Source organism: Arenibacter algicola (assembly GCF_000733925.1).
GTDB lineage: Bacteria > Bacteroidota > Bacteroidia > Flavobacteriales > Flavobacteriaceae > Arenibacter > Arenibacter algicola.
This window is the reverse complement of record NZ_JPOO01000003.1, coordinates 2,848,722-2,869,084: the sequence shown is the minus strand read 5'-3', so window position 1 is coordinate 2,869,084 and position 20,363 is coordinate 2,848,722. Positions and strand designations below refer to the sequence as shown.

Annotated in this window: 13 protein-coding genes; 7 read left to right on the top strand and 6 right to left on the bottom strand. The window is 40.2% G+C overall.

Annotated elements, in window-relative coordinates:
* Nucleotides 1–12: 12 nt before the first annotated feature.
* The 7 genes from U735_RS0122980 to U735_RS0122950 all read left to right on the top strand — a co-directional run bounded on the left by U735_RS0122980 (nucleotide 13) and on the right by U735_RS0122950 (nucleotide 11,317).
* Complete coding sequence (locus U735_RS0122980) at nucleotides 13–1,767, top strand: LamG-like jellyroll fold domain-containing protein (RefSeq protein ID WP_031446062.1); 1,755 nt, start codon at nucleotides 13–15, stop codon at nucleotides 1,765–1,767.
* A gap of 11 nt (nucleotides 1,768–1,778) precedes the next feature.
* Entirely contained in the window at nucleotides 1,779–3,146 is a 1,368-nt protein-coding gene (locus U735_RS0122975) for a glucoamylase family protein (protein ID WP_031446061.1), read from the top strand.
* Between the two features lie 166 nt (nucleotides 3,147–3,312).
* A complete protein-coding gene (locus tag U735_RS0122970) occupies nucleotides 3,313–4,695 on the top strand; it encodes a glucoamylase family protein (RefSeq protein ID WP_031446060.1) in 1,383 nt (460 codons plus the stop codon).
* On the top strand, nucleotides 4,685–5,473 hold the full coding sequence (locus U735_RS0122965) for a carboxylesterase family protein (protein WP_031446059.1): 789 nt from the start codon (nucleotides 4,685–4,687) through the stop codon (nucleotides 5,471–5,473). The genes U735_RS0122970 and U735_RS0122965 overlap by 11 nt, the downstream gene beginning before the upstream one ends.
* A 50-nt stretch (nucleotides 5,474–5,523) precedes the next feature.
* Nucleotides 5,524–7,329 carry a family 43 glycosylhydrolase gene (locus tag U735_RS0122960; protein ID WP_031446058.1) on the top strand — a complete coding sequence of 602 codons (1,806 nt, stop codon included), beginning with the start codon at nucleotides 5,524–5,526 and terminating at the stop codon, nucleotides 7,327–7,329.
* 37 nt (nucleotides 7,330–7,366) lie between these two features.
* Nucleotides 7,367–9,634 (top strand): beta-glucosidase BglX, encoded by a 2,268-nt coding sequence (gene bglX, locus U735_RS0122955; RefSeq protein WP_031446057.1) that lies wholly within the window; start codon nucleotides 7,367–7,369, stop codon nucleotides 9,632–9,634.
* Between the two features lie 6 nt (nucleotides 9,635–9,640).
* A complete protein-coding gene (locus U735_RS0122950; protein ID WP_232233320.1) occupies nucleotides 9,641–11,317 on the top strand; it encodes a sulfatase family protein in 1,677 nt (558 codons plus the stop codon).
* A 20-nt stretch (nucleotides 11,318–11,337) separates the two neighbouring features.
* Here the strand turns inward: U735_RS0122950 and U735_RS0122945 are convergent, their stop codons facing one another.
* The 6 genes from U735_RS0122945 to U735_RS0122920 all read right to left on the bottom strand — a co-directional run bounded on the left by U735_RS0122945 (nucleotide 11,338) and on the right by U735_RS0122920 (nucleotide 20,360).
* Nucleotides 11,338–12,546, bottom strand: coding sequence for a site-specific integrase (locus U735_RS0122945; protein ID WP_031446055.1), 1,209 nt, complete (start codon nucleotides 12,544–12,546; stop codon nucleotides 11,338–11,340).
* Nucleotides 12,547–12,944: 398 nt separating this feature from the next.
* Nucleotides 12,945–13,859: a CBASS system CD-NTase-associated NAD(+) hydrolase Cap12 gene (gene cap12, locus U735_RS0122940; RefSeq protein WP_031446054.1), complete on the bottom strand. Its 915-nt coding sequence runs from the start codon at nucleotides 13,857–13,859 to the stop codon at nucleotides 12,945–12,947.
* Complete coding sequence (locus U735_RS0122935) at nucleotides 13,856–14,932, bottom strand: hypothetical protein (RefSeq protein ID WP_031446053.1); 1,077 nt, start codon at nucleotides 14,930–14,932, stop codon at nucleotides 13,856–13,858. Before U735_RS0122935 ends, cap12 begins: the two co-directional genes overlap by 4 nt.
* A 5-nt stretch (nucleotides 14,933–14,937) precedes the next feature.
* Nucleotides 14,938–15,168: a DUF2188 domain-containing protein gene (locus tag U735_RS0122930; protein WP_031446052.1), complete on the bottom strand. Its 231-nt coding sequence runs from the start codon at nucleotides 15,166–15,168 to the stop codon at nucleotides 14,938–14,940.
* 152 nt (nucleotides 15,169–15,320) lie between these two features.
* Entirely contained in the window at nucleotides 15,321–18,812 is a 3,492-nt protein-coding gene (locus U735_RS0122925) for a DEAD/DEAH box helicase family protein (protein WP_031446051.1), read from the bottom strand.
* A 156-nt stretch (nucleotides 18,813–18,968) separates the two neighbouring features.
* A complete protein-coding gene (locus U735_RS0122920; RefSeq protein ID WP_031446050.1) occupies nucleotides 18,969–20,360 on the bottom strand; it encodes an RNA-binding domain-containing protein in 1,392 nt (463 codons plus the stop codon).
* Nucleotides 20,361–20,363: the final 3 nt, after the last annotated feature.

The window sequence follows — 20,363 nt, the reverse complement described above, 5'->3', positions numbered from 1 at the left end:
AATAAACAACAAATGAAAAATATTAAACTAATATGTGCAAGTTTGGTCGCCGTGTTTCTTTTTTACGGGTGTGATCAGGGAATAGACGCCATTACACAAGTAGATCCGGGGACGGATGCGACAGCACCACAGATAAAGGTCAATTACCCTACAGAGGGCGTGAAAATAAAAGTACTGGAGGTTGTAACTTCCATTAACATCGATTTTGAAGTGACCGATGATATTGAGATAGCCAAAGTCGATGTATTGCTCGATGGAAGTACTATAGGAACCTACAATAGTTTCAAGGATTACCGTCGATTGTTGGTCAAGGACTTGGTGTACGATAAATTGACGGATGGCGCCCATGAACTATCGGTTAGTGCAACAGATTTGGAAGGGAAAAATACCGTAACAACAATAAATTTTGAAAAGGAACCTGCATATACACCATTATTTGCAGGGGAAATCCTTTATATGCCATTTGATGGCGATTATTTCGATCTTGTGGGCCTGAAGCAAGCTGATAAAGTGGGCACTCCTGGTTTTTCCGGTGAGGGATTGATAGGGACAAATGCCTATAAGGGAACCACTGATGCCTACTTAACATACCCCACTGCAGGCCTATTAGGTAATGAATTTACGGCAGCCTTTTGGTATAAGGTAGAGGCTAGTCCAGATAGAGCTGGTATAATAATAATTGGAGACGATGCCGATGACCGTTTTCAGGGACTTAGGTTGTTTAGGGAGGGTAACACTACCAACCAGACCATTAAAGCAAATGTGGGTATTGGCAGCGGTGAAAGCTGGAACGATGGTGGTGTAATAGACGTAACCGCAGGGGAATGGGTTCACATAGCGCTTTCCATTTCTGCAACCCAAAGTACAATCTTTTTTAATGGTGTAGCAGTTCGGACAGCCGCTCTAAGTTCACCTGTAGATTGGACAGGTTGTGATGAATTGGTAATAGGTTCGGGAGGTCCTACGTTTAGCTATTGGAACCATAAATCCGATAGTAGCCCAATGGATGAATTAAGGTTGTTCAACAAGGCATTAACGGAAACCGACATTCAGAATATGATCAATGTTACCAATCCCTATACCGGAGAATTTGATGGAGAAATGTTTTACCTTCCTTTTGACGGGGATACCAAAAATAAATTTACCAATGCAGAGGCTACAATGATAGGCACTACTGGCTTTGCAGGAGAAAGCATTAGAGGGGCAGATGCCTATGCCGGAGCAGCCGATTCCTATTTATCATTCCCGACTACAGGACTAACAACACAAGAGTTTAGCGCCAGCTTTTGGTACAACCTCAATGCCGCTCCAGATAGGGCAGGGATTCTGGTTATGGGTCCGGAAGATTTAGAAAGACCTGAATATCCCACTGTGCAAAACTTAAGAACTAGCGGATTTAGATTTTTTAGGGAGGGCAACGCTACAAATCAGACCTTTAAATTAAATGTGGGCAATGGTTCTGCAGATACTTGGGTAGATGGTGGAGCTGCCGCATCATTGGATCCTACTTCAACTGACTGGGTACATATGGCATTTACCATTGGCAATGGAAAAGCCATTGTATACTTTGATGGGGAAATTGTAAAGGAATCAGATTTCACAGGTGTGGATTGGACAGGTTGTAACCTTCTTTCAATAGGTTCTGGGGCACCTAGGTTTACCGAATGGGGTCATTTGTCCGATTTAAGTTATATGGATGAACTTCGCTTGTTCAATAAAGTGTTGACCCAAGAGGAAGTGCAAAACATTAGAAACGCTGATTTATAGCATAAATAATTATGAGGTTAACAATAATATTGGTCGTTGCAATTCTTTTATACTGTTGCAACGACCAAAAAAAAACAACTGCCAATAATAAGGATGGCACGTTAAACCTAATGACTGAGGTTGAAACGGATGCGGAATTATTGGATAAGGTTCAACGACAGACTTTTGAATATTTTTGGGAAGGATCAGAACCCATTTCCGGCTTGGCGAGAGAGCGCATCCATATGGATAATGTCTATCCAACTCATGACAAGGATATAATCACCATTGGGGGTTCAGGATTTGGTTTGATGGCCATTTTGGTTGGAGTGGAACGAGGATTTATTACCCAGGAACAGGCAACGGAACGCTACGTGCGAATACTGGATTTTTTGGAAAAGGCAGATCGTTTTCACGGTGCTTGGCCCCATTGGTTAAACCCAGATGGATCTACTGCACCTTTTAGTAAAAAAGATGATGGGGGAGATCTTGTGGAATCAGCATTTTTGATTCAAGGTTTGCTAACTGTAAAGGAATTTTATGATAGTCGGGGAACTACATTGGAGGAAAAATCCATAAGTACTAGAATTCAAAAATTATGGGAAGAAGTAGAATGGGACTGGTATACCAAAGGGGGTGAAGATGTTTTATATTGGCATTGGTCCCCAAATCATGGTTGGGAAATGAATTTTCCTGTTGGAGGATACAATGAAGCCCTGATCATGTATGTATTGGCAGCGGCATCACCAACACACCCCATTGATAGAGACGTTTATGACAAAGGTTGGGCGCTTAAAGGCGAAATTACTAAGGATACAGTTTACTACGGTCTTGAGACGGAATTAAACCATTACGAGCATGACAAGTCGCCAGTTGGTCCTTTGTTCTGGGCACACTATTCCTATTTAGGATTGAACCCAAAGGGATTAAAAGATAAATATGCCGATTATTGGAAATTGAACAGGAACCATGCCATGATCCATTACAAGCATGCCGTGGCCAATCCCAATAATTTCAAGGGGTATGGAGAGAGTTTGTGGGGACAGACATCAAGCTACTCTATGAAAGGATATGCTGGCCACAGACCAGATAAGGATCTAGGGGTAATTTCTCCAACAGCAGCCTTGTCCTCTATGCCCTATACTCCCGAGGAAAGTATACGTTTTTTGCGTTTTATGTATCAGGAACAGGATTCCTTGATCGGTAAATATGGGCCTTATGATGCCTTTAGTTTGGAACATAACTGGAGCCTTCCCAGATACTTGGCCATTGATCAGGGACCAATACCTGTTATGATAGAAAATTATAGGTCTGGCATGCTTTGGACCCTATTCATGAAAAACAAGGAAGTCCAAGCAGGATTGCGGAAATTGGGATTCGAGGTCACCCTTTCCCAGTAATCTGCTTGGTTGACGGTTTTCAAGTACGTTGATGGCTTATATACATAAAATGCCTATACGGTTGCTTAGTGGTGTATGCCTTGATCCCTATGACCGGCTAAACGGTATCGCAACATCTATAAAAAAGCGAGGGCGTAATAGCACTAGCCGATAAAGAAAAGCTAAAATGAGAAGTGTTTTTATAATCTTAATGCTAGTTCTATCTTTTTCCTGCTCAGGAGATGATGTAACTGGACCTACAGGTGAATCGCAATTACCCGATCCACCTATGACCGAACAACCCAAGCCGGAAGAGATTTCGGATGAAAATTTGATGGAGCTTACCCAAAGGGAAACCTTTAGGTATTTCTGGGATTTTGCGGAAGTTAACTCCGGTTGTGCCAGGGAGCGGTATCATCCGGATAGTCCCGAGAATGATGCCAATACCGTTGCCATAGGAGGAACCGGTTTTGGACTTATGGCCATTTTGGTGGCCATAGAACGCAGATATGTGTCTAGGGAAGAGGCAGTTATTCGATTGCAAAAGATGTTGGGTTTTCTAGAGAATGCCGATCGATTCCATGGGGCTTGGCCCCATTGGCTAAATGGTAATACTGGTAAAGTAAAACCCTTTAGCGCAATGGACAATGGAGGTGATTTGGTAGAAACAGCTTTTTTGGTTCAAGGTCTCATTTGTGTAAAGGAGTATTTCAAAAATGGGACACAGACCGAAATAGATTTGGCGGCCAAAGCCGATGCCTTGTGGAAAGGGGTGGAATGGAATTGGTACACCCAGAATCACAACGTCCTTTACTGGCATTGGAGCCCTGATAATCAATTCGCAATTAATCTTCAGCTAAAAGGATATAATGAAACTTTGGTTACCTATATATTGGCTGCCGCTTCTCCGGATTATTCAATATCCAAGGAAGTATATAATAATGGTTGGGCATCCAATGGCAATTTAAAATCCAATATATCCGCATACAATTATCCTTTATTGGTAAAACATGCTGGTTCCGAAATCTATGGAGGACCCTTGTTCTTTTCGCATTACTCCTTTTTGGGCCTAAATCCAATTGGGCTTAAAGACGAGTTCGTGGATTATGGTGCGGTAAGTATCAATCACGCCATTATCAACTATCGCTATGCGGTGGAGAACCCTAAGAATTATCTGGGCTATAGTACTGAATGTTGGGGCTTAACCGCTAGTTATTCTAGAAATTCTGATGGTAGCCTTGGGTATAATGCCCATTCCCCTTCAAAGGACTTGGGACTTATTTCCCCCACGGCAGCAATAAGCTCCATTCCCTACACACCCACCGAATCGCTTAGAGCCATGCAGTATTTTTATCGGAATAAGAATAATTTATTGGGTCCAGCCGGCTTTTACGATGCTTTTAGCCCACAGTATAATTTCTGGGTGGCGCAGGCCTATCTGGCTATAGACCAAGGGCCTCAGATCATAATGATAGAAAATTATAGAACCGGGTTGTTGTGGAAGTTGTTTATGCAGAATGAAGATATCAAAGCTGGTTTAACAAAACTCGGGTTTACTTATGGAAATTAAACATAACCTTATATCGCTCGTTATTGTATTGGGCACTGTGGTATTGCATGGGCAAAATGATTTCTACAAGTCAGAAATGTTCACAAAGGACTCAGATACCTTAAGGTACCGCATAATGTATCCCCCAAATTACTCGGTCGATGAACAATATCCCATAATACTATTCTTGCACGGCGCGGGAGAAAGAGGTCATGATAATAAAAAGCAGCTGGCCCACGGCAGTACTTTATTTTCTAGTGAAGAGAATAGGGACAAATTTCCTGCTTTCGTAGTTTTTCCCCAATGCCCTATAGAGGACTATTGGTCCAGTGTTCAGGTAGATAGGAGAACTGAGCCCGTTGGTTTAAGTTTTGAATACGACAAGGGCCCTACCAAAGCCCTAGGCCTTACTATGGCCTTAATGGATTCTTTAGTAGCGGAATCCCACATAAAAAGGGACCAAGTGTATGTTATGGGATTGTCCATGGGCGGTATGGGCACTTTTGAAATATTGTATAGAAAACCGGAAATGTTCGCGGCTGCCATACCAATTTGTGGAGGCGGAGATACTGATGCGGCAAAGGCCTACGCCCATAAAGTTCCTTTATGGATATTTCATGGAGCCCAGGATAACGTAGTAGATCCGAATTTGTCCATGGATATGACGTCCAAAATTATAGAATATGGTGGGCGTCCAAACTTAACCATTTTTGGAGATTCCAATCACAATAGTTGGGATCCAGCTTTTGCTGAGCCTAATTTACTGCCCTGGTTGTTTTCACTAAAACGATCTGAATAGAGAGTAACCAAAGAATTTTGCAATCATAAATTTGTGTAGAACGGAACCAGATGAAAAATTTTAAAACAACAATTACAACAGTGGTTTTACTATTAAGTGTAATAATATATGCACAGGAAGTGGTTCCGGAAACTTATATCAATCCTCTGGATATTGACTATACCTATATGGTTTATAATTCAAGTAAGAATATTTCCTACCGTTCCGGTGCAGATCCCGCAGTAATTGAATTTCGTGGTGAATACTACATGTTTGTCACTCGGTCTTTTGGTTATTGGCATTCCCCCAATTTGATCAACTGGGAATTTATTAAACCTAAACAATGGTTTTTCGAGGGTTCCAATGCCCCAACTGCATTCAATTATAAAGATTCGTTGGTATATTTTGCAGGTGATCCCGCGGGTTACGGAAGTATTCTTCATACCGATGACCCAAAAAAAGGGGAGTGGACACCTACTGCTTCAATTACCAATAACATCCAGGATTCGGAGTTGTTTATTGACGCCGACGGGAAAACCTATCTGTACTGGGGCTCGTCAAACGTACATCCCCTTCGCGTGAAAATGCTGAATAAAGACGATCGTTTTCTTGAAACAGGAGTTCAGAAAGACCTTATCAATTTGGTTGAGGAAGAACATGGTTGGGAACGTTTTGGCGAAAATAATTACCATCCAACCTTAAAGGAAGGATACATGGAAGGTGCCTCGATGACCAAACACAACGGGAAATACTATTTACAGTATGCGGCGCCCGGGACGCAATTTAATGTGTATGCCGACGGTGCTTATGTTGGTGAAACCCCACTTGGCCCTTTTACTTATATGAAAAATAATCCCATGAGTTTCAAGCCTGGCGGTTTCACTAATGGGGCAGGCCATGGTATTACTGTGAAACAAACCAATGGCCAATACTGGCATTTTTCCACCATGGCGTTGGCTTCAAATTCTCATTGGGAACGTCGTTTGGCCATGTTCCCCACCTATTTCGATGATGAAGGGTTAATGTATTCCAACACCAGCTATGGCGATTACCCTTTGTTTGGGCCAAATCATCCAACAAAAGCAGGACAGCATAGTGGCTGGATGTTGCTTTCTTACAAAGGAAAAACAACGGTTTCATCTTCACTAATGCAGGTGAAAAAAAGTACTACTACCGATGATGATTTCGACATCAGCGAATTGCCACTTGAAAGAAATAGTGAAGGTGAAATTATTTCGAAGCTGTTAACCGATGAAAGCCCGAAATCATTTTGGGTTGCAGAATCCAACGATGATGAGCAATGGGTTAAGATCGAAATGTCTTCACCTGGAAATATTTATGCTTTTCAATTGAATTTTCATGATCATGAGTCGGCCATTTATACCCGTACCGAAGGCCTGCGACATCGATTTATATTGGAGGTTTCAGAGGATGGAAAAAACTGGGTAACTGTTGTAGACAGAAGCGGGAGTTTTAAAGATGCTCCAAATGCCTACCTCACCCTTAATCAACCTGTACGTGGAAAATATGTACGCTACAATAATGTGGAGGTTCCGGGGAATAACCTGGCATTATCAGAAATACGGGTATTTGGAAAAGGTTTAGGGAAGAAACCGGAAAAGGTGAAGGGATTTAAAGTATCCCGGGAGGAAGATAGAAGAGATGCCTCTTTTACCTGGAACTCCGTGAAAGGAGCACAGGGTTACAATATCCGATGGGGTATCGCACCAGATAAATTATACCACTCCTGGTTGATTTATGATGTAAATGAACATTTTATGCGCAACCTTGATCGCGATACCCGATATTATTTTAGTATCGAAGCATTTAATGAAAATGGGATTTCAGATAAAACTGAAGTAGTGGAAGTGAAATAATGAAAAGAAATTATCAATTTATTACATTATAACTAAGATGAGAAAATTTAATCTGTTTGTCGCTTTTCTGCTTTTTACAGGGCTTTCAAGTCTACAATCACAAGAAAATATCCCCTTTGTGGAAGGCCTCTTGCAGAAAATGACCGTAGAGGAAAAAATTGGGCAATTAAATTTATTGACTCCAGGTGGGGGTATTGCAACTGGCGCAGTAGTCAGTGAGAATGTGGAAGCCAAGATAAAGTCTGGCCAGGTTGGCGGACTCTTCGGGGTTGCTGGTCCCGAAAGGATAAAGATGGCACAGGATTATGCGGTCAACTATACCCGATTAAAAATTCCTTTGTTATTCGGTTCCGATGTTATCCACGGATATAAGACCACTTTCCCGATTCCCTTGGGGCTTGCCTCGAGCTGGGACATGGTATTGATCGAAAAAACGGCGCAGATAGCAGCTAAGGAAGCTACCGCAGATGGGATTAACTGGAATTTTTCTCCCATGGTGGATATTGCCCGCGATCCTAGGTGGGGTAGAATAGCTGAAGGGGCAGGAGAAGACCCATATTTAGGCTCTGCCATTGCGAAAGCTATGGTCCAAGGTTATCAGGGAGATAATTTAAGCAATGCCAAGACTATGCTGGCGACTGTAAAACACTTGGCACTCTACGGGGCTGTGGACGGAGGTCGTGATTATAATTCGGTTGATATGGGTAGAGTGAAAATGTTTAACCATTATTTGCCACCCTATAAAGCGGCAATAGATGCAGGGGTTTCAAGTGTGATGACTTCATTTAACGATATAGACGGTGTTCCGGCTTCCGGAAACAAATGGCTCCTGACCGATCTGCTGAGAGATCAATGGGGTTTTAATGGTTTTGTAGTATCAGACTATACCTCCGTGAATGAAATGATTGCCCATGGACTTGGGGATTTACAAGCCGTATCTGCCTTGGCACTTAATGCCGGACTAGATATGGATATGGTAGGGGAAGGCTTTCTGACCACTTTAAAAAAGTCAATGGAAGAAGGAAAGGTCACAGAGGATCAGATTACACGCGCGTGTCGTAGAATTTTGGAAGCGAAATATAAATTGGGCCTTTTTGAAGATCCTTATCGCTATATCGATGCCAAGAGACCAGCCAAGGATATCGATAGTGAGGAAAATAGAAAAGTGGCCCGTGAAGCTGCGGCCCGTTCTTTTGTGTTGTTTAAAAACCACAATAATCTTCTTCCTTTAAAAAAGGATATAAAAATTGCCTTGGTAGGACCCTTGGCAAATAACAAAAACAATATGCTGGGTACTTGGGCGCCAACGGGAAATCCGGAATTATCGGTTCCTATTTTGGACGGATTAATGAAAGTAGCCCCATTGGCTACAATTAAGTATGCCAAAGGTGCAAATATTTCAGATGACCCGGAGTTGGCGAAAAAAGTCAATGTATTTGGTCCCAGAATAGAGATTGATGGGCGTTCCCCTGAGGATATGCTCAAAGAAGCCTTAAATCTGGCCAATACATCCGATGTAGTGGTCGCTGTAGTGGGGGAAGCCACCGAAATGAGTGGAGAAGCAGCCAGTAGAGCGGACCTTTCCATTCCGGAAAGTCAGAAAAAATTGATTCGCGCCCTAGTAGGTACTGGCAAACCTGTTGCGTTGGTGCTGATGAGCGGACGTCCATTGACCATCCCAGAGGAGTTAGCCCTTCCTGTGAGTATCTTACAGGTTTGGCATCCCGGTGTAGAGGCAGGAAATGCTGTAGCTGATGTGCTGTTTGGATACTATAATCCGTCAGGAAAACTTACAGCCACTTGGCCAGTAAAGGTTGGGCAAATCCCCATTTTTTACAGCATGAAGAATACGGGAAGGCCGGCAACATCAGAATCTTTCCAGAAATTCCAATCCAATTATTTAGATGCCCCTAATGCTCCATTATTGCCTTTTGGCTACGGACTTAGCTATACCCAATTTGAGTATTCGGACCTAAGTATCGATAAAGCGGAAATAGGGGAAGGAGAATCCGTGACTGTTACGGTAAGCCTAAAGAATACCGGTAACTATGATGGGGTGGAAGTGGTGCAACTTTATCTTAGGGATGTAGTGAGAAGTATTACTCCATCAATACGGGAGCTAAAGGGATTTACTAAGGTATTTCTAAAACAGGGAGAAAGCAAGTCAGTTAGTATCACCCTTGACCCGGACGATTTAAAATTTTATAACAGCCAGCTAAATTTTGTTTCGGAACCAGGAGAATTTGAGGTGTATATCGGTACGGATTCCAATGCTACTGACAAAGTAACCTTTACGTTAAAATAGATTGACATGGTCAATATATACAGATTGGCCCAAATTGAATTTAAAATGCATTACTTCATTAGATTCCAGCTTTTGGTTTTTTTAGCGTTTGCCTTTTCGTGTAAAAGTGAGCAGGCTAAAAAAGCAGTCGAAAATCAAAGGCCCAATATTCTTTTTATAATGGCCGATGATCATGCTATTCAGGCAATTAGTGCCTATGGTCATCCAATTGGAAAGTTGGCGTCAACACCCAATATAGATCGGATTGCCAATAATGGAGCAATTTTTAATCATAGTTACGTCACCAATTCTATCTGTGGTCCCAGTAGGGCGGTTATTTTAACGGGCAAACACAGCCATATAAATGGTTTTCGGCAAAACGGCGACCGTTTTGATGGGAGTCAACCTACCTTGCCCAAGATTCTACAACAAGAGGGATACCAAACTGCTTTATTGGGAAAATGGCATTTACATGGATACCCTGAAGGTATTGATTATTGGAAAATAATAGTGGATCAAGGCAATTATTATAATCCCGATTTTATTGAAAATGGCGATACTACCCGAGTTAAAGGATATGCCACGGATATCATTACAAATGATGCCTTGAATTGGCTAAAAAACCAACGTAACGACAGTGTTCCTTTTTTTCTTATGGTACAGCACAAAGCGCCCCACAGGAATTGGATGCCGGCACTAAGGCATATCAATAAATATGATTCTGTACAATTTCCTTTACCGGAAACCTACTTCCCAACATTTATAGATCAACAGGCTGCTGAAGAGCAATTACAGACTATCTATAAGGATATGTATGAGGGCCATGACCTTAAGATGTCCATGGAGTATGGCAGCACGGAATTAGCTCACAACCCTTGGACGACCGATTTTGATAGGATGGACCCAGAACAGCGAAAAGAATGGGACACCGGATATTTGGTCAAGAATAACATTTTTCACAAATCAGATTTAATGGGTAGGGAGTTGGACGAATGGAAGGGTCAGCGATATTTACAGGATTATATGGCAACCATAGCCTCGGTAGACGAGGGGGTTGGAAAATTATTGGATTATTTGGAAGGCGAGGGTTTGGCAGAAAACACTTTGGTGGTCTATACCTCTGACCAAGGCTTTTATTTGGGAGAGAATGGCTGGTTCGATAAACGGTTTATGTACGAACCTTCCTTTCGGACTCCTTTGTTGATGCAATGGCCAGGTACTATAGAGAAGGGAATAAAAATTGATGCCATGGTTCAGAATCTCGATTTTGCCCAAACATTTTTGGAGTCGGCAGGAGTACCGCATTTAGGTGAAGATATGCAAGGAGAATCCTTTTTGGGAATTCTTAAAGACAGTACGTTGGAAGCTGATTTTAGAGATGTAATCTACTATCATTACTATGATTATCCCGCCTTTCATATGGTGAAAAAGCATTATGGGATTAGAACGCAACGCTTCAAACTGATGCATTTTTACGATGATATAGATCAATGGGAATTTTATGACCTAGAAAAGGACCCACTAGAACAACACAATCTAATCGATGATGGGCAATATAGTGATGTATTAATTGAAATGCACCGTAAATTGGACAGTGTACAGAAATTTTACCGGCTTACGGATCAAGAATTTCTCAACGCTTCTAAAGAAAAAGTGGAAAACGCCTATAGGTTATTTGAAAGACTTAGGGGCTTGGATAATTGATAAACTCAAGTTTATTTTGCTTATAAAAGTAGTTCACTCGCCTCATCCAAAACAGCGCTATCCAATTCTTTTAAATAAGCTTGTGTAACTGTCAAATTTTGATGCCCCATAGATTCACTGATAACATCGGTAGCAACTCCTTTTTGCTTTAAGCAGTTGGCATAACTATGTCGTGCAACGTAACTGCTCAAAGGTTTATTTATTCCACAGATTTTCGCAATTTCTTTTAGTTCCTTATTGTAACGTTGAAGGGTTTTGTGCTTTCTATTTTCGAGTTGTAATGGGGTTAATTCATCCTTTAACAGAATGGGGAATACATATTTCGTTCCCAAGGAATTTTCTTGATAATATTCTAAAATTTCCCGAACAGGAGGTAATATCTTAATCATAAAATTTCCTTTGGTTTTCGAACGGGTATAGAAAATTTTGTTGTCAGCAATTGCCCTCCATTCCAGCTTCATCATGTCGGTAAAGTTCATTCCCCTTGTATAAAAGCTAAAGACAAAATAATTTCTGGTATTGGTGAAAGAAGGATATTTCTTCAAGTCAAGGTCAACTATTTTCTTGACTTGCTCCATAGTCAATGCCTTTTTAGGACTTTTACCCTTCAATTTGGAAACCTTATATGTTTTGAATGGGTAGAACTCTTCCTTAACAAGGTTGCGTTCAATTGCAAAGTTGTAAAGTGCTCTAATAGCTCTCATTTTTACCCCAATTCCACCATCCGTACCTCCTCTAGACCTTAAAAAGACTTCAAATTTCTGCAGGAAGGCCGGAGTAATCTCCTTAAATGTCAGTTTTAGTGAATTATGAAATAATTTGACGATATGTCGGGCGTCTTTATTTACTTGTGCATTCCCTGCTCTTCCGGCCAAAAGCATTTCTTCTATTATTTCATCCCAAAACTCGAACACATTATTCTTTATAGGATTGGATTCGATACGATATTTTTTTTCAATATCATCTAAAGTATAATCGTCCTGTTCTAACTCAAGTTCACCAATAATTTTTAGTGCCCTATCTTGGAACTTATTTATCAAACGGTTGTTTTGTAGATAATTCTGATTTCGTTTGTTAAATTTACCTGCTTGGGCGTCCCATTCAATTTCAGTGGCATTAAAAAGAGTTTTGAAATATTTTGTTTGGCGATCTTTGGTAATTCTGAGGCATATTGGATACGCTCCTGTTGAGAGTTTCTTTTTTCGTAAAACTGTCTTGACATTTATCATTTAATTCTAAATTTGGGTACAACATAGGTACAACATTTAGCCCTTTAAAGGTAAAATAAATGTAATTTGTTACAAAGAATAAAATCATAAATTATTGATAATCAGACTATAAGAAAATAAATGATACCTAATGAAGACAATATTAAGATTCTCATAATCAGGTGGTCCCTGGTTCGAGTCCAGGTGGGACCACTTAGAAATCAGACAGTTACATAAATTTGTAACTGTCTTTTTTATTTTTCGGCGTGCTTTCGGCGTGCTTTTTTGATCAGGAACAATTGTTTTTTTAAAACCAATTGGATAAATTTATTTCCTAATTCACTACTTGTAGGAAAGAAGTCACTTGTTACCCCAACGCTTCGAGGCGCTAATTCCAATGAGTATGACAGAATGATGCTCTATATTCTTTCAATAATCACAAAATCATCATATTCATTTTTTTCTATTGTTTTCTTCAAGGTTGACATGAATTTGTTTAATTCCCTATCTAATATCAATTTATAATCATTGGTTTGATTTTTATAATCATTAGGGAGTAAATTCGAAATCGCATGATCAATACCGGTTAACGTTGTTGGAAAATCCAATAAAATAAGCTGTCCGTTCTCAATTTTAACATCCACATGTACATTTCTAACCCTTCCCGTGGCCCCAAATGAAATTTTTTCCACTCCTATCTTATTTTGAATCTTCTGGAATGCCATGTTCAAATCGTTGGGTAGGGTATTAGGTATCATTATTTTGAATTTGCAATTGTCATGCAGTTTATTTTGGAACTCGAATCCTTTGTTCATGACAAAATGTTCACAAACGTACTTGATAAAGTTCTCATAATATGCATATGCCAATGTACTTGAAGGGAAAAAGTTCAAATCCGCTTCACTAGAATTTTGAAACATTTGCTTGACCTCCTCAACTTTTTCTGCAAGATTTCCTTTGTTGAACATTGCCAGCTTGATACCTCCTAAATCACTAGGAATCTTTACAGCATCATCTACAAGAAAGGCACATTTATCCAATCCCAAACGTCCTGTAAATAGGCCCAATTCGAATAAAACATTATCACGGGCCTGAAGCATTTCCTTTCCCCTATAATCTACCTTGTCATCAGGCGAACCGATTAGAATGCCATAATCAAATTTTAAGGTAGCGGTCATTAGGCTCGACAAGAAGTTACGGTTTAATTTAAAAACCGATTTATTCCATAATGCCTCATCCCAAATGATCACCTCAAAATCTTGCTGCAAAATCGCCTTTACGATTTTGGCAGTACCTAATTCTTCACTTGAACTTCCTATAAATATTCTTTTCATGATAAAAACCTTTTAACCAAGCTATCCTTAAATAAGTCTTCTCTTATTATCTTCAGTTCATCTAGTAATAGCTTTAACTGAGCAATCTTTTCTGGTTTATCCCTGAAGATATGCTCAGATTTGTCAATAGACTGAATGGTGTCTCTATACACCGAATCGATGGCAATCCTATCTAGTTCCTCATGTAGCACGTGAACAAGCGCATCATACGACTTATCATAATATTTTATTTTCTCTATGTTATAACAGACGGAAGATATGTCAAAACTGGAGAAATCTATCTCAATATCAGAATCTGCTTTCAAGGTTTTCAAAAAGCGAATCATTTTCTTCAATCTACCGTTGACGTCGGAATCTTTTTTATTGATCAGATGAATCTTTAAAAATGGAAAATCTGCGTTTAGACGATGATTTTTTTCCTTATTATAGATTTGAATACCATTTTCGTAGTCATTGGCACTTAAAACAGCCTCAACGGACTTATACCAAGATGCCGTAACTACATCTACCATTCTTTTTGGGTTGGTTAGATTGACTTCAATGGATTTGGCCTTTAATATATTGACCTCCTTATAGGCTTTAGTTAGAACCTCTTCAGCATTTAGTCTGATCTTTTTTAAATCCTCATTAGAATTTCCCAAATAAGGTGCTCCATTTATTACTTCGCACAATCTTATTTTCTGGTCCTGGCTTAAATTTGGCTTTTGATATTCTGTAATAAAATTTGATCTATCGTCGTGCGCGTAAAAGCCACCACCAATTTGCACTAAATCAATATCGCTATATCCTCTGATGTGCGTGTTTGACGGGACGGAACCTTGATATTTATAGTCTAATTTTGGATACAAATTTTTCAATTGAGTCTTAACTTTGTCCCCAGCAACAAGTGTGTTGCTTGTATATACAGGTTCTACTCCTTGCATAGCTCGTTTTATATAGACAAGAACCTTTTTATCATATAGACCCTTAAGCTCAGCACTAAAGGACTTTTCCAATAGAACTGATTCATCGATTGCATTGGGATTTGATCTTTGCTTTACTCTTTGTATGAGCAGTTCGTAGTTTTTTTTCATAACTATTATCCTTTTGATTTTCTAGGGTCTTTTGATTTCGGATAAGTTCTTTCTTCTTGAAACCCTCCCTTATTTTTGTGAATTTTTAATGACCCTCCCCCTTGTTCGGTGATAAAATCCCGTGCTTCCTTAATAGCTTCCGGCTTGTTTGCGTCAATGATTTTAGATGCTCGTTGGGCATTTTCTTTTTTGAGTTTATAAACCCCGTCTTCCTGAACCAAATGAAAATTTTTCATCTTTCTTACTATTTAGTTTATGCCATCTTTTTAAGGTGCTGGCAATTAGACCTTTATTAAACTGGTACAAAGATGATAACAATGTATGCAACCTATCTGCATACATAAAAATTAAAAGTAAAGTCGGGAGTTTTTTCGACGTCAAAAAAGAATTATACGGACTGGCTATCGTTCAAGGTTTGGATAATTTCGAAGATGGTATCTGCCTGCGTCTCGTCAAATACGCCGTCGATACCCATGGAATGATAATTTCTGAAAGGGGAGTCGTAAAGTTTAGTCGGGTCTATTTTTCCATTCTTGGTCAAGAACAGTTTGATGGTATCTAAAAATTGGATTTGTATCGAATTAAGTTGATATAGATTGATAAAATTGGCGAAGGCTTCGTCAACCCGATCAGCCGAAAGACCCATAAGTGAGATGACAAATGGGACAAGAATAAATTGCTCGCCTATTTCTTTTTCAATTGCATCTTTCTTGATTCCGTCAGTAAATATGATAGTTTCCAAAGACTGCAATTCTTTTTCGGTTATCGTCTCGCCCTTGCGTATTCTTGATATGGTCAGGTTGTTTTTGTTTGCTCGTATTAGCTCTTTTAGTCGGTGCAGATTATTGGTAAACGGTGTACTTAAGGTTATTGGTGGTTCATTGACATAATCGTTAGTGGTAACCTGACTTTCGTCCAAGCTGTCCTCAAAATCGGTAGTTACATACTTCTGATCGGAAGGGTCAATGTACTTTACGAGGTTGCGGATACCTTTTCTTATTTCTTCCAGATGTGCGATACCCTCCTTTTTCCAAAAAACTTCTTCCAAAGGTTTTGTTATAAGGCCTTCTTTTTCTTTTACTTCTGGAATAGTCGTTTTCTTTAGTAGTTTTTTGGAAATGACGGCCACTTTAGAAATGGGTATGGTAAAAGAGGAAACAAATTCGGTTCCATTCGGGGTTTCCAAACCTTTTATCATTAGAGTGTACAATAGTTTATCGTAGAATCGAGCTAAATCAACATCGCCTTTTGCTGGCCTGACCAATGGTGCCAATGCTTCTTCGATAATCTTAATATCCTTTTTCGAGAGGTGGTTCCACAGTTCACGATTTTCGCTTCCGTACTCCAAAACAGTTTGCATTCGCATTTTAACGTCGAATCTATCCTTGTTGAGATGGGAGATTTCCGAATGCAGGGTATCTAATAGTTCTGTTCTGAATTGGTGTAAATCCGCTTCTTCGATAAAGGCATTGGTTTTTAGATATTCTGCCAGACGTAGCTTTAAACCAAAAACGATTTCGGTCAAACTTTTTTGGGAACTACTTTCTATGCCTTCGGGATTTTCCTTAAAAAACTCGAAGTTGCCGCATAGATCGAATATCAAGAAACGCTCTTTGTCCTTTCCGACACCAAATAGATTAGGGCGTAAGCGTGAACCTCTACCAATCATCTGCCAAAATTTGGCATACGACTTTACAGGTTTGTAAAATACGAGGTTTACGCAACTGGGTGCATCGATACCGGTATCCATCATATCCACAGAAATGGTTATCTGGGGCAAACGGTCTTTTTCTTCATCGCAGAAACGCTGAATAAATTCTTCCGCTTTGGGTTCGCCATGTGTAATAACCTTTACATAGTCGTTGCCGAAACGCTCCTTATCCAATTCCATGAAAATATCTTTTAAGAACTGTGCGTGTTTTTTATTACGGGCGAAAAAAATGGTTTTTCCGAGTTCTTCTCCACCTCGTTTTTTGATGCCGTTTTTCAGGATAAATTGTAATGTTTTTATCGTGGTATCTCTATTGAACAGCCATTGGTACAATTCATTGGATGATATCCATTCATTGCCCGTTGCCTTTTCCCCATCTAATATTTCTTCTTCGAATTCTTCTTTTTCTTCATCGGAAAGCTCATCGTAGCGAATGCCTTCCCTCAAAAATTTGGTCGGTGCGGAAACGGTTCGATAGGGGACTAAATGTTTATTGGCAACTGCTTCTTGAAAAGTATAGGCATCTGTAGGAGACTTGTCTGCCAAACCAAAAATGGAGTACGTATTTTTATCGATACTGTTTTTTGGCGTTGCGGTGAGTCCTAAGAATAAGCCGTCAAAATATTCAAAAATCGCTTGGTACTTTTTATAGATGGAACGATGTGCTTCGTCTACTATAATCAAATCAAAATGCCCGACCCCATAAAAACGTTTGTCATCATCTTTTGAACTGTCTATCAATCCCATCATGGTCTGATATGTAGAAAAAGCAAAACGGGCATCCGGATTATCTTTTTCCTTCAATAGATTTACGCTGGAATGTTCAGGCAGAAATTTTACAAAATTGCTCTTTGCTTGTCGCACCAAACTTTTTCGGTCTGCCAAAAAGAGTACACGCTTTACCCAATTGGCTTCCAACATCATTTTTGAGAGGGCGATGGATGTTCTGGTCTTTCCAGTACCTGTTGCCAAAACCAATAGGGCACCACGGTTTGTTCCGATAAGGTTTCCTGTTGATTTATCAGTGCCTGCAAAGTGTTCGGCAATACTTTTTATGGATCGTAATTGATACGTCCTACCCGCAATCAATACATCAACATCCGCCGTTCTAATATCTGTGCGATGGTTGCGACGGTACATTAGGGTTTGGAGTTCCTGTTTGGTATAAAAACCATGTACGGGTCGTGACCTTTTATAAAATTGGTCGTCCCAGAGATAGGTTTCGAATCCATTGCTATAATACATTACAGGCCTTCGACCGTACATTTTCTCTAAACTATCAGCATATAATTGGGCTTGGTTTTCGCCCTTGCTGACACTTTCCAAGGTCTTTTTTGCTTCTACCAAGGCCAATGGGAGGCCGTCATCGTCCCACAACACATAGTCTACATACCCGGTTTCGGAAGTATTTGTTGATTTGGGCATGTACTGTACCTTGAATTCGGTATCCTTGATTCCTGCCAAATCCCATCCTGCTTCCCGTAAAAGCACATCTATAAAATATTTTCGGGTTTCGTATTCGTTTCGCGGATGGTGTACTTCATCTTGCGTATTAGCGACAACTTTGTTCGCTTCGATTTGCTGCTGTAAGGCTTCGAGCTGTTTTTTGAAAAGTTCGTTCTTTTCCTCTAATAACCTATTTTTCTCCGCTGATGCCGCCAGTTGCTTTTGAAAAGTATTTTTCTCGGTATCAAGTTTTTCTTGAAGTTGAGCCAACTGCTTTTTTGAAAGTGCATCTTGCCCTTCCTTTGGAATCAATTCCCAATCAAAAAGACCTATGTTTTCAGGAACTTCTTGTGTATACGATTTTGCGAACCACTTGGCAAAATAGAACAGGTACTCGATTATGGTATGTGAATCGACATCTGAAACCCTTTTGTTGTGCAAGGCCAGATTGCCTGCTTTTCGAATGAGGTGGATTTCATTGTACAGTTTATGATTGAACTGTAATTCAAAAGCTTTCGCTGTGATTAAGCTGTTGAGCGAAGTATCGAATGGTAGCGTTAGTTCTTCGTCGTTCGTGTACATCCAGTTCACGGCAAGTTCCAGGGCCATACGCGAATAGGCTAAAGAAGCACGAGGGTCTGTAATGACCAATTGCTCCGCTTTGGTTGCTCTTTCGTAGAAAGTGTCCCATTCAGTAGCCAAAAATTGGAAATTTGTACCCATTTGTTTTGTGTTGTCTTTTTTTAAAATTTACTTTACTCCGAACTTTACTCCGAACTTTACTCCGAACTTTACTCCGAACTTTACTCCGAACTTTACTCCGAACTTTACTCCGAACTTTACTCCGAACTTTTTAAAGCTGGCTTACTATTCTATTTATTAATTCATCACTTTCCAATGGCCAGCTTTATCGGAGCCTACCCTTGTTAGCTTGCCTTGTTGCTGTAATTTTGCTATCTGTTTTTCTATTGCCCTATCAGAAACACCAATGATTTTCGATAATTCCTTGGCGGTTCTTTTATTATCTTCCTTTAAAAGGGTAATAATTTTCTCCGACGTTTTGCCTGATACTTTCTCCGACGTTTCCTCGCTTGCCTTTTCGCTAAGTGGAATTATAATCTCAAAAACATCGCCTTCGGTAAAAGTAGGTTTCGCTCCTGGAGTATATAATTCTGTGTACTTATAAGTATTTCGTACACCGGAACCCAATTCATCTACCCATCCGATTTCCTTGAACAACTTTGCGATAATAGGGTTTTTGGGATAGGGCGAAAAATTGGCAGGATCTATATTGCCGCTACCATGGGGTTTGTTCCAATTTTCTGCACGCACCTGATTTGCTTCGATGATGAACTTTGCCGGAAAGGGATTTGTGTATTCCCGATGTACCAATAGATTGGCGATTACTTCTCGAAAAAGGTTATCTCTTACATTGATACGCTGTGTATTTATTAAATGAAATTTTTCCGATAGGTGTTTAGCCACAAATGCCATGAGACGGTCATAACTCTCAAAAAGATTGGTGCGTATATCGTCTCTATCGTCGTAGCGGTCTTTGTTTTCTATTCGGGCAAGGGCATCGGTTTTGTAGTGTGGCACTACACTTTGTATGGTTTCATCTTTGCCAAAGAGCAAAACGGCTGCTAGCGTATAACCTGATTGCCCCGTTTTCATATCTTTTTTATAAAGCCCTACGGAACGCAGCAGTTCTTCATTGGTCATAGCCAACCACGGGTGTTTGGGCTGTTGGTTTCTAGCCAAGTTGCGAACCTTTTCAAAGAGCGATTCTTTAAAGTCCGATAGCTCCACGTACGGATATACCTGATTCTCGGAATACGAATTCTGTTTACGCAGATACAATTGAGACACTTGGTCTTGTTGATTGGTAATGTCGAAATCGCCATCTTGGTTGCGATCGTAGATTCTACCTTTAGTGGCATGTACTTGTGAACTTTCGGGCACATAGACTACGATGACTTTTTTGCCATTCATATCTAAGACCTCTGGGGAAACATAATAAGGTGGGTTCAGTTTCTGGGGGTTATTGGCATTGGCGACCAAGCCATCAATAATACCCTGTACTTTATCTTCGTGTACCCCGCTTACCGCACCATCATTTTGCACTCCTAGGAGCAAATGACCGCCGCTTCGGTTCAAAAAACCACAAATGGAATCAAAGGCATCCTTATTGAGCGCTATGCTTGATGTCTTGAACTCAACATTTACGCTTTCGCCTTGGTCTATTATGGCTTGAAGTCTTTCTGCGGTCATGTG

Coding starts and splice junctions, on each gene's coding strand:
- U735_RS0122965 (WP_031446059.1), top strand. CDS start 4,685: ATGGAAATTAAACATAACCTTATATCGCTCGTTATTGTATTGGGCACT.
- U735_RS0122920 (WP_031446050.1), bottom strand. CDS start 20,360: ATGACCGCAGAAAGACTTCAAGCCATAATAGACCAAGGCGAAAGCGTA.
- U735_RS0122930 (WP_031446052.1), bottom strand. CDS start 15,168: ATGAAAAATTTTCATTTGGTTCAGGAAGACGGGGTTTATAAACTCAAA.
- bglX (WP_031446057.1), top strand. CDS start 7,367: ATGAGAAAATTTAATCTGTTTGTCGCTTTTCTGCTTTTTACAGGGCTT.
- U735_RS0122950 (WP_232233320.1), top strand. CDS start 9,641: ATGGTCAATATATACAGATTGGCCCAAATTGAATTTAAAATGCATTAC.
- U735_RS0122975 (WP_031446061.1), top strand. CDS start 1,779: ATGAGGTTAACAATAATATTGGTCGTTGCAATTCTTTTATACTGTTGC.
- U735_RS0122970 (WP_031446060.1), top strand. CDS start 3,313: ATGAGAAGTGTTTTTATAATCTTAATGCTAGTTCTATCTTTTTCCTGC.
- U735_RS0122935 (WP_031446053.1), bottom strand. CDS start 14,932: ATGAAAAAAAACTACGAACTGCTCATACAAAGAGTAAAGCAAAGATCA.
- U735_RS0122980 (WP_031446062.1), top strand. CDS start 13: ATGAAAAATATTAAACTAATATGTGCAAGTTTGGTCGCCGTGTTTCTT.
- U735_RS0122945 (WP_031446055.1), bottom strand. CDS start 12,546: ATGATAAATGTCAAGACAGTTTTACGAAAAAAGAAACTCTCAACAGGA.
- cap12 (WP_031446054.1), bottom strand. CDS start 13,859: ATGAAAAGAATATTTATAGGAAGTTCAAGTGAAGAATTAGGTACTGCC.
- U735_RS0122925 (WP_031446051.1), bottom strand. CDS start 18,812: ATGGGTACAAATTTCCAATTTTTGGCTACTGAATGGGACACTTTCTAC.
- U735_RS0122960 (WP_031446058.1), top strand. CDS start 5,524: ATGAAAAATTTTAAAACAACAATTACAACAGTGGTTTTACTATTAAGT.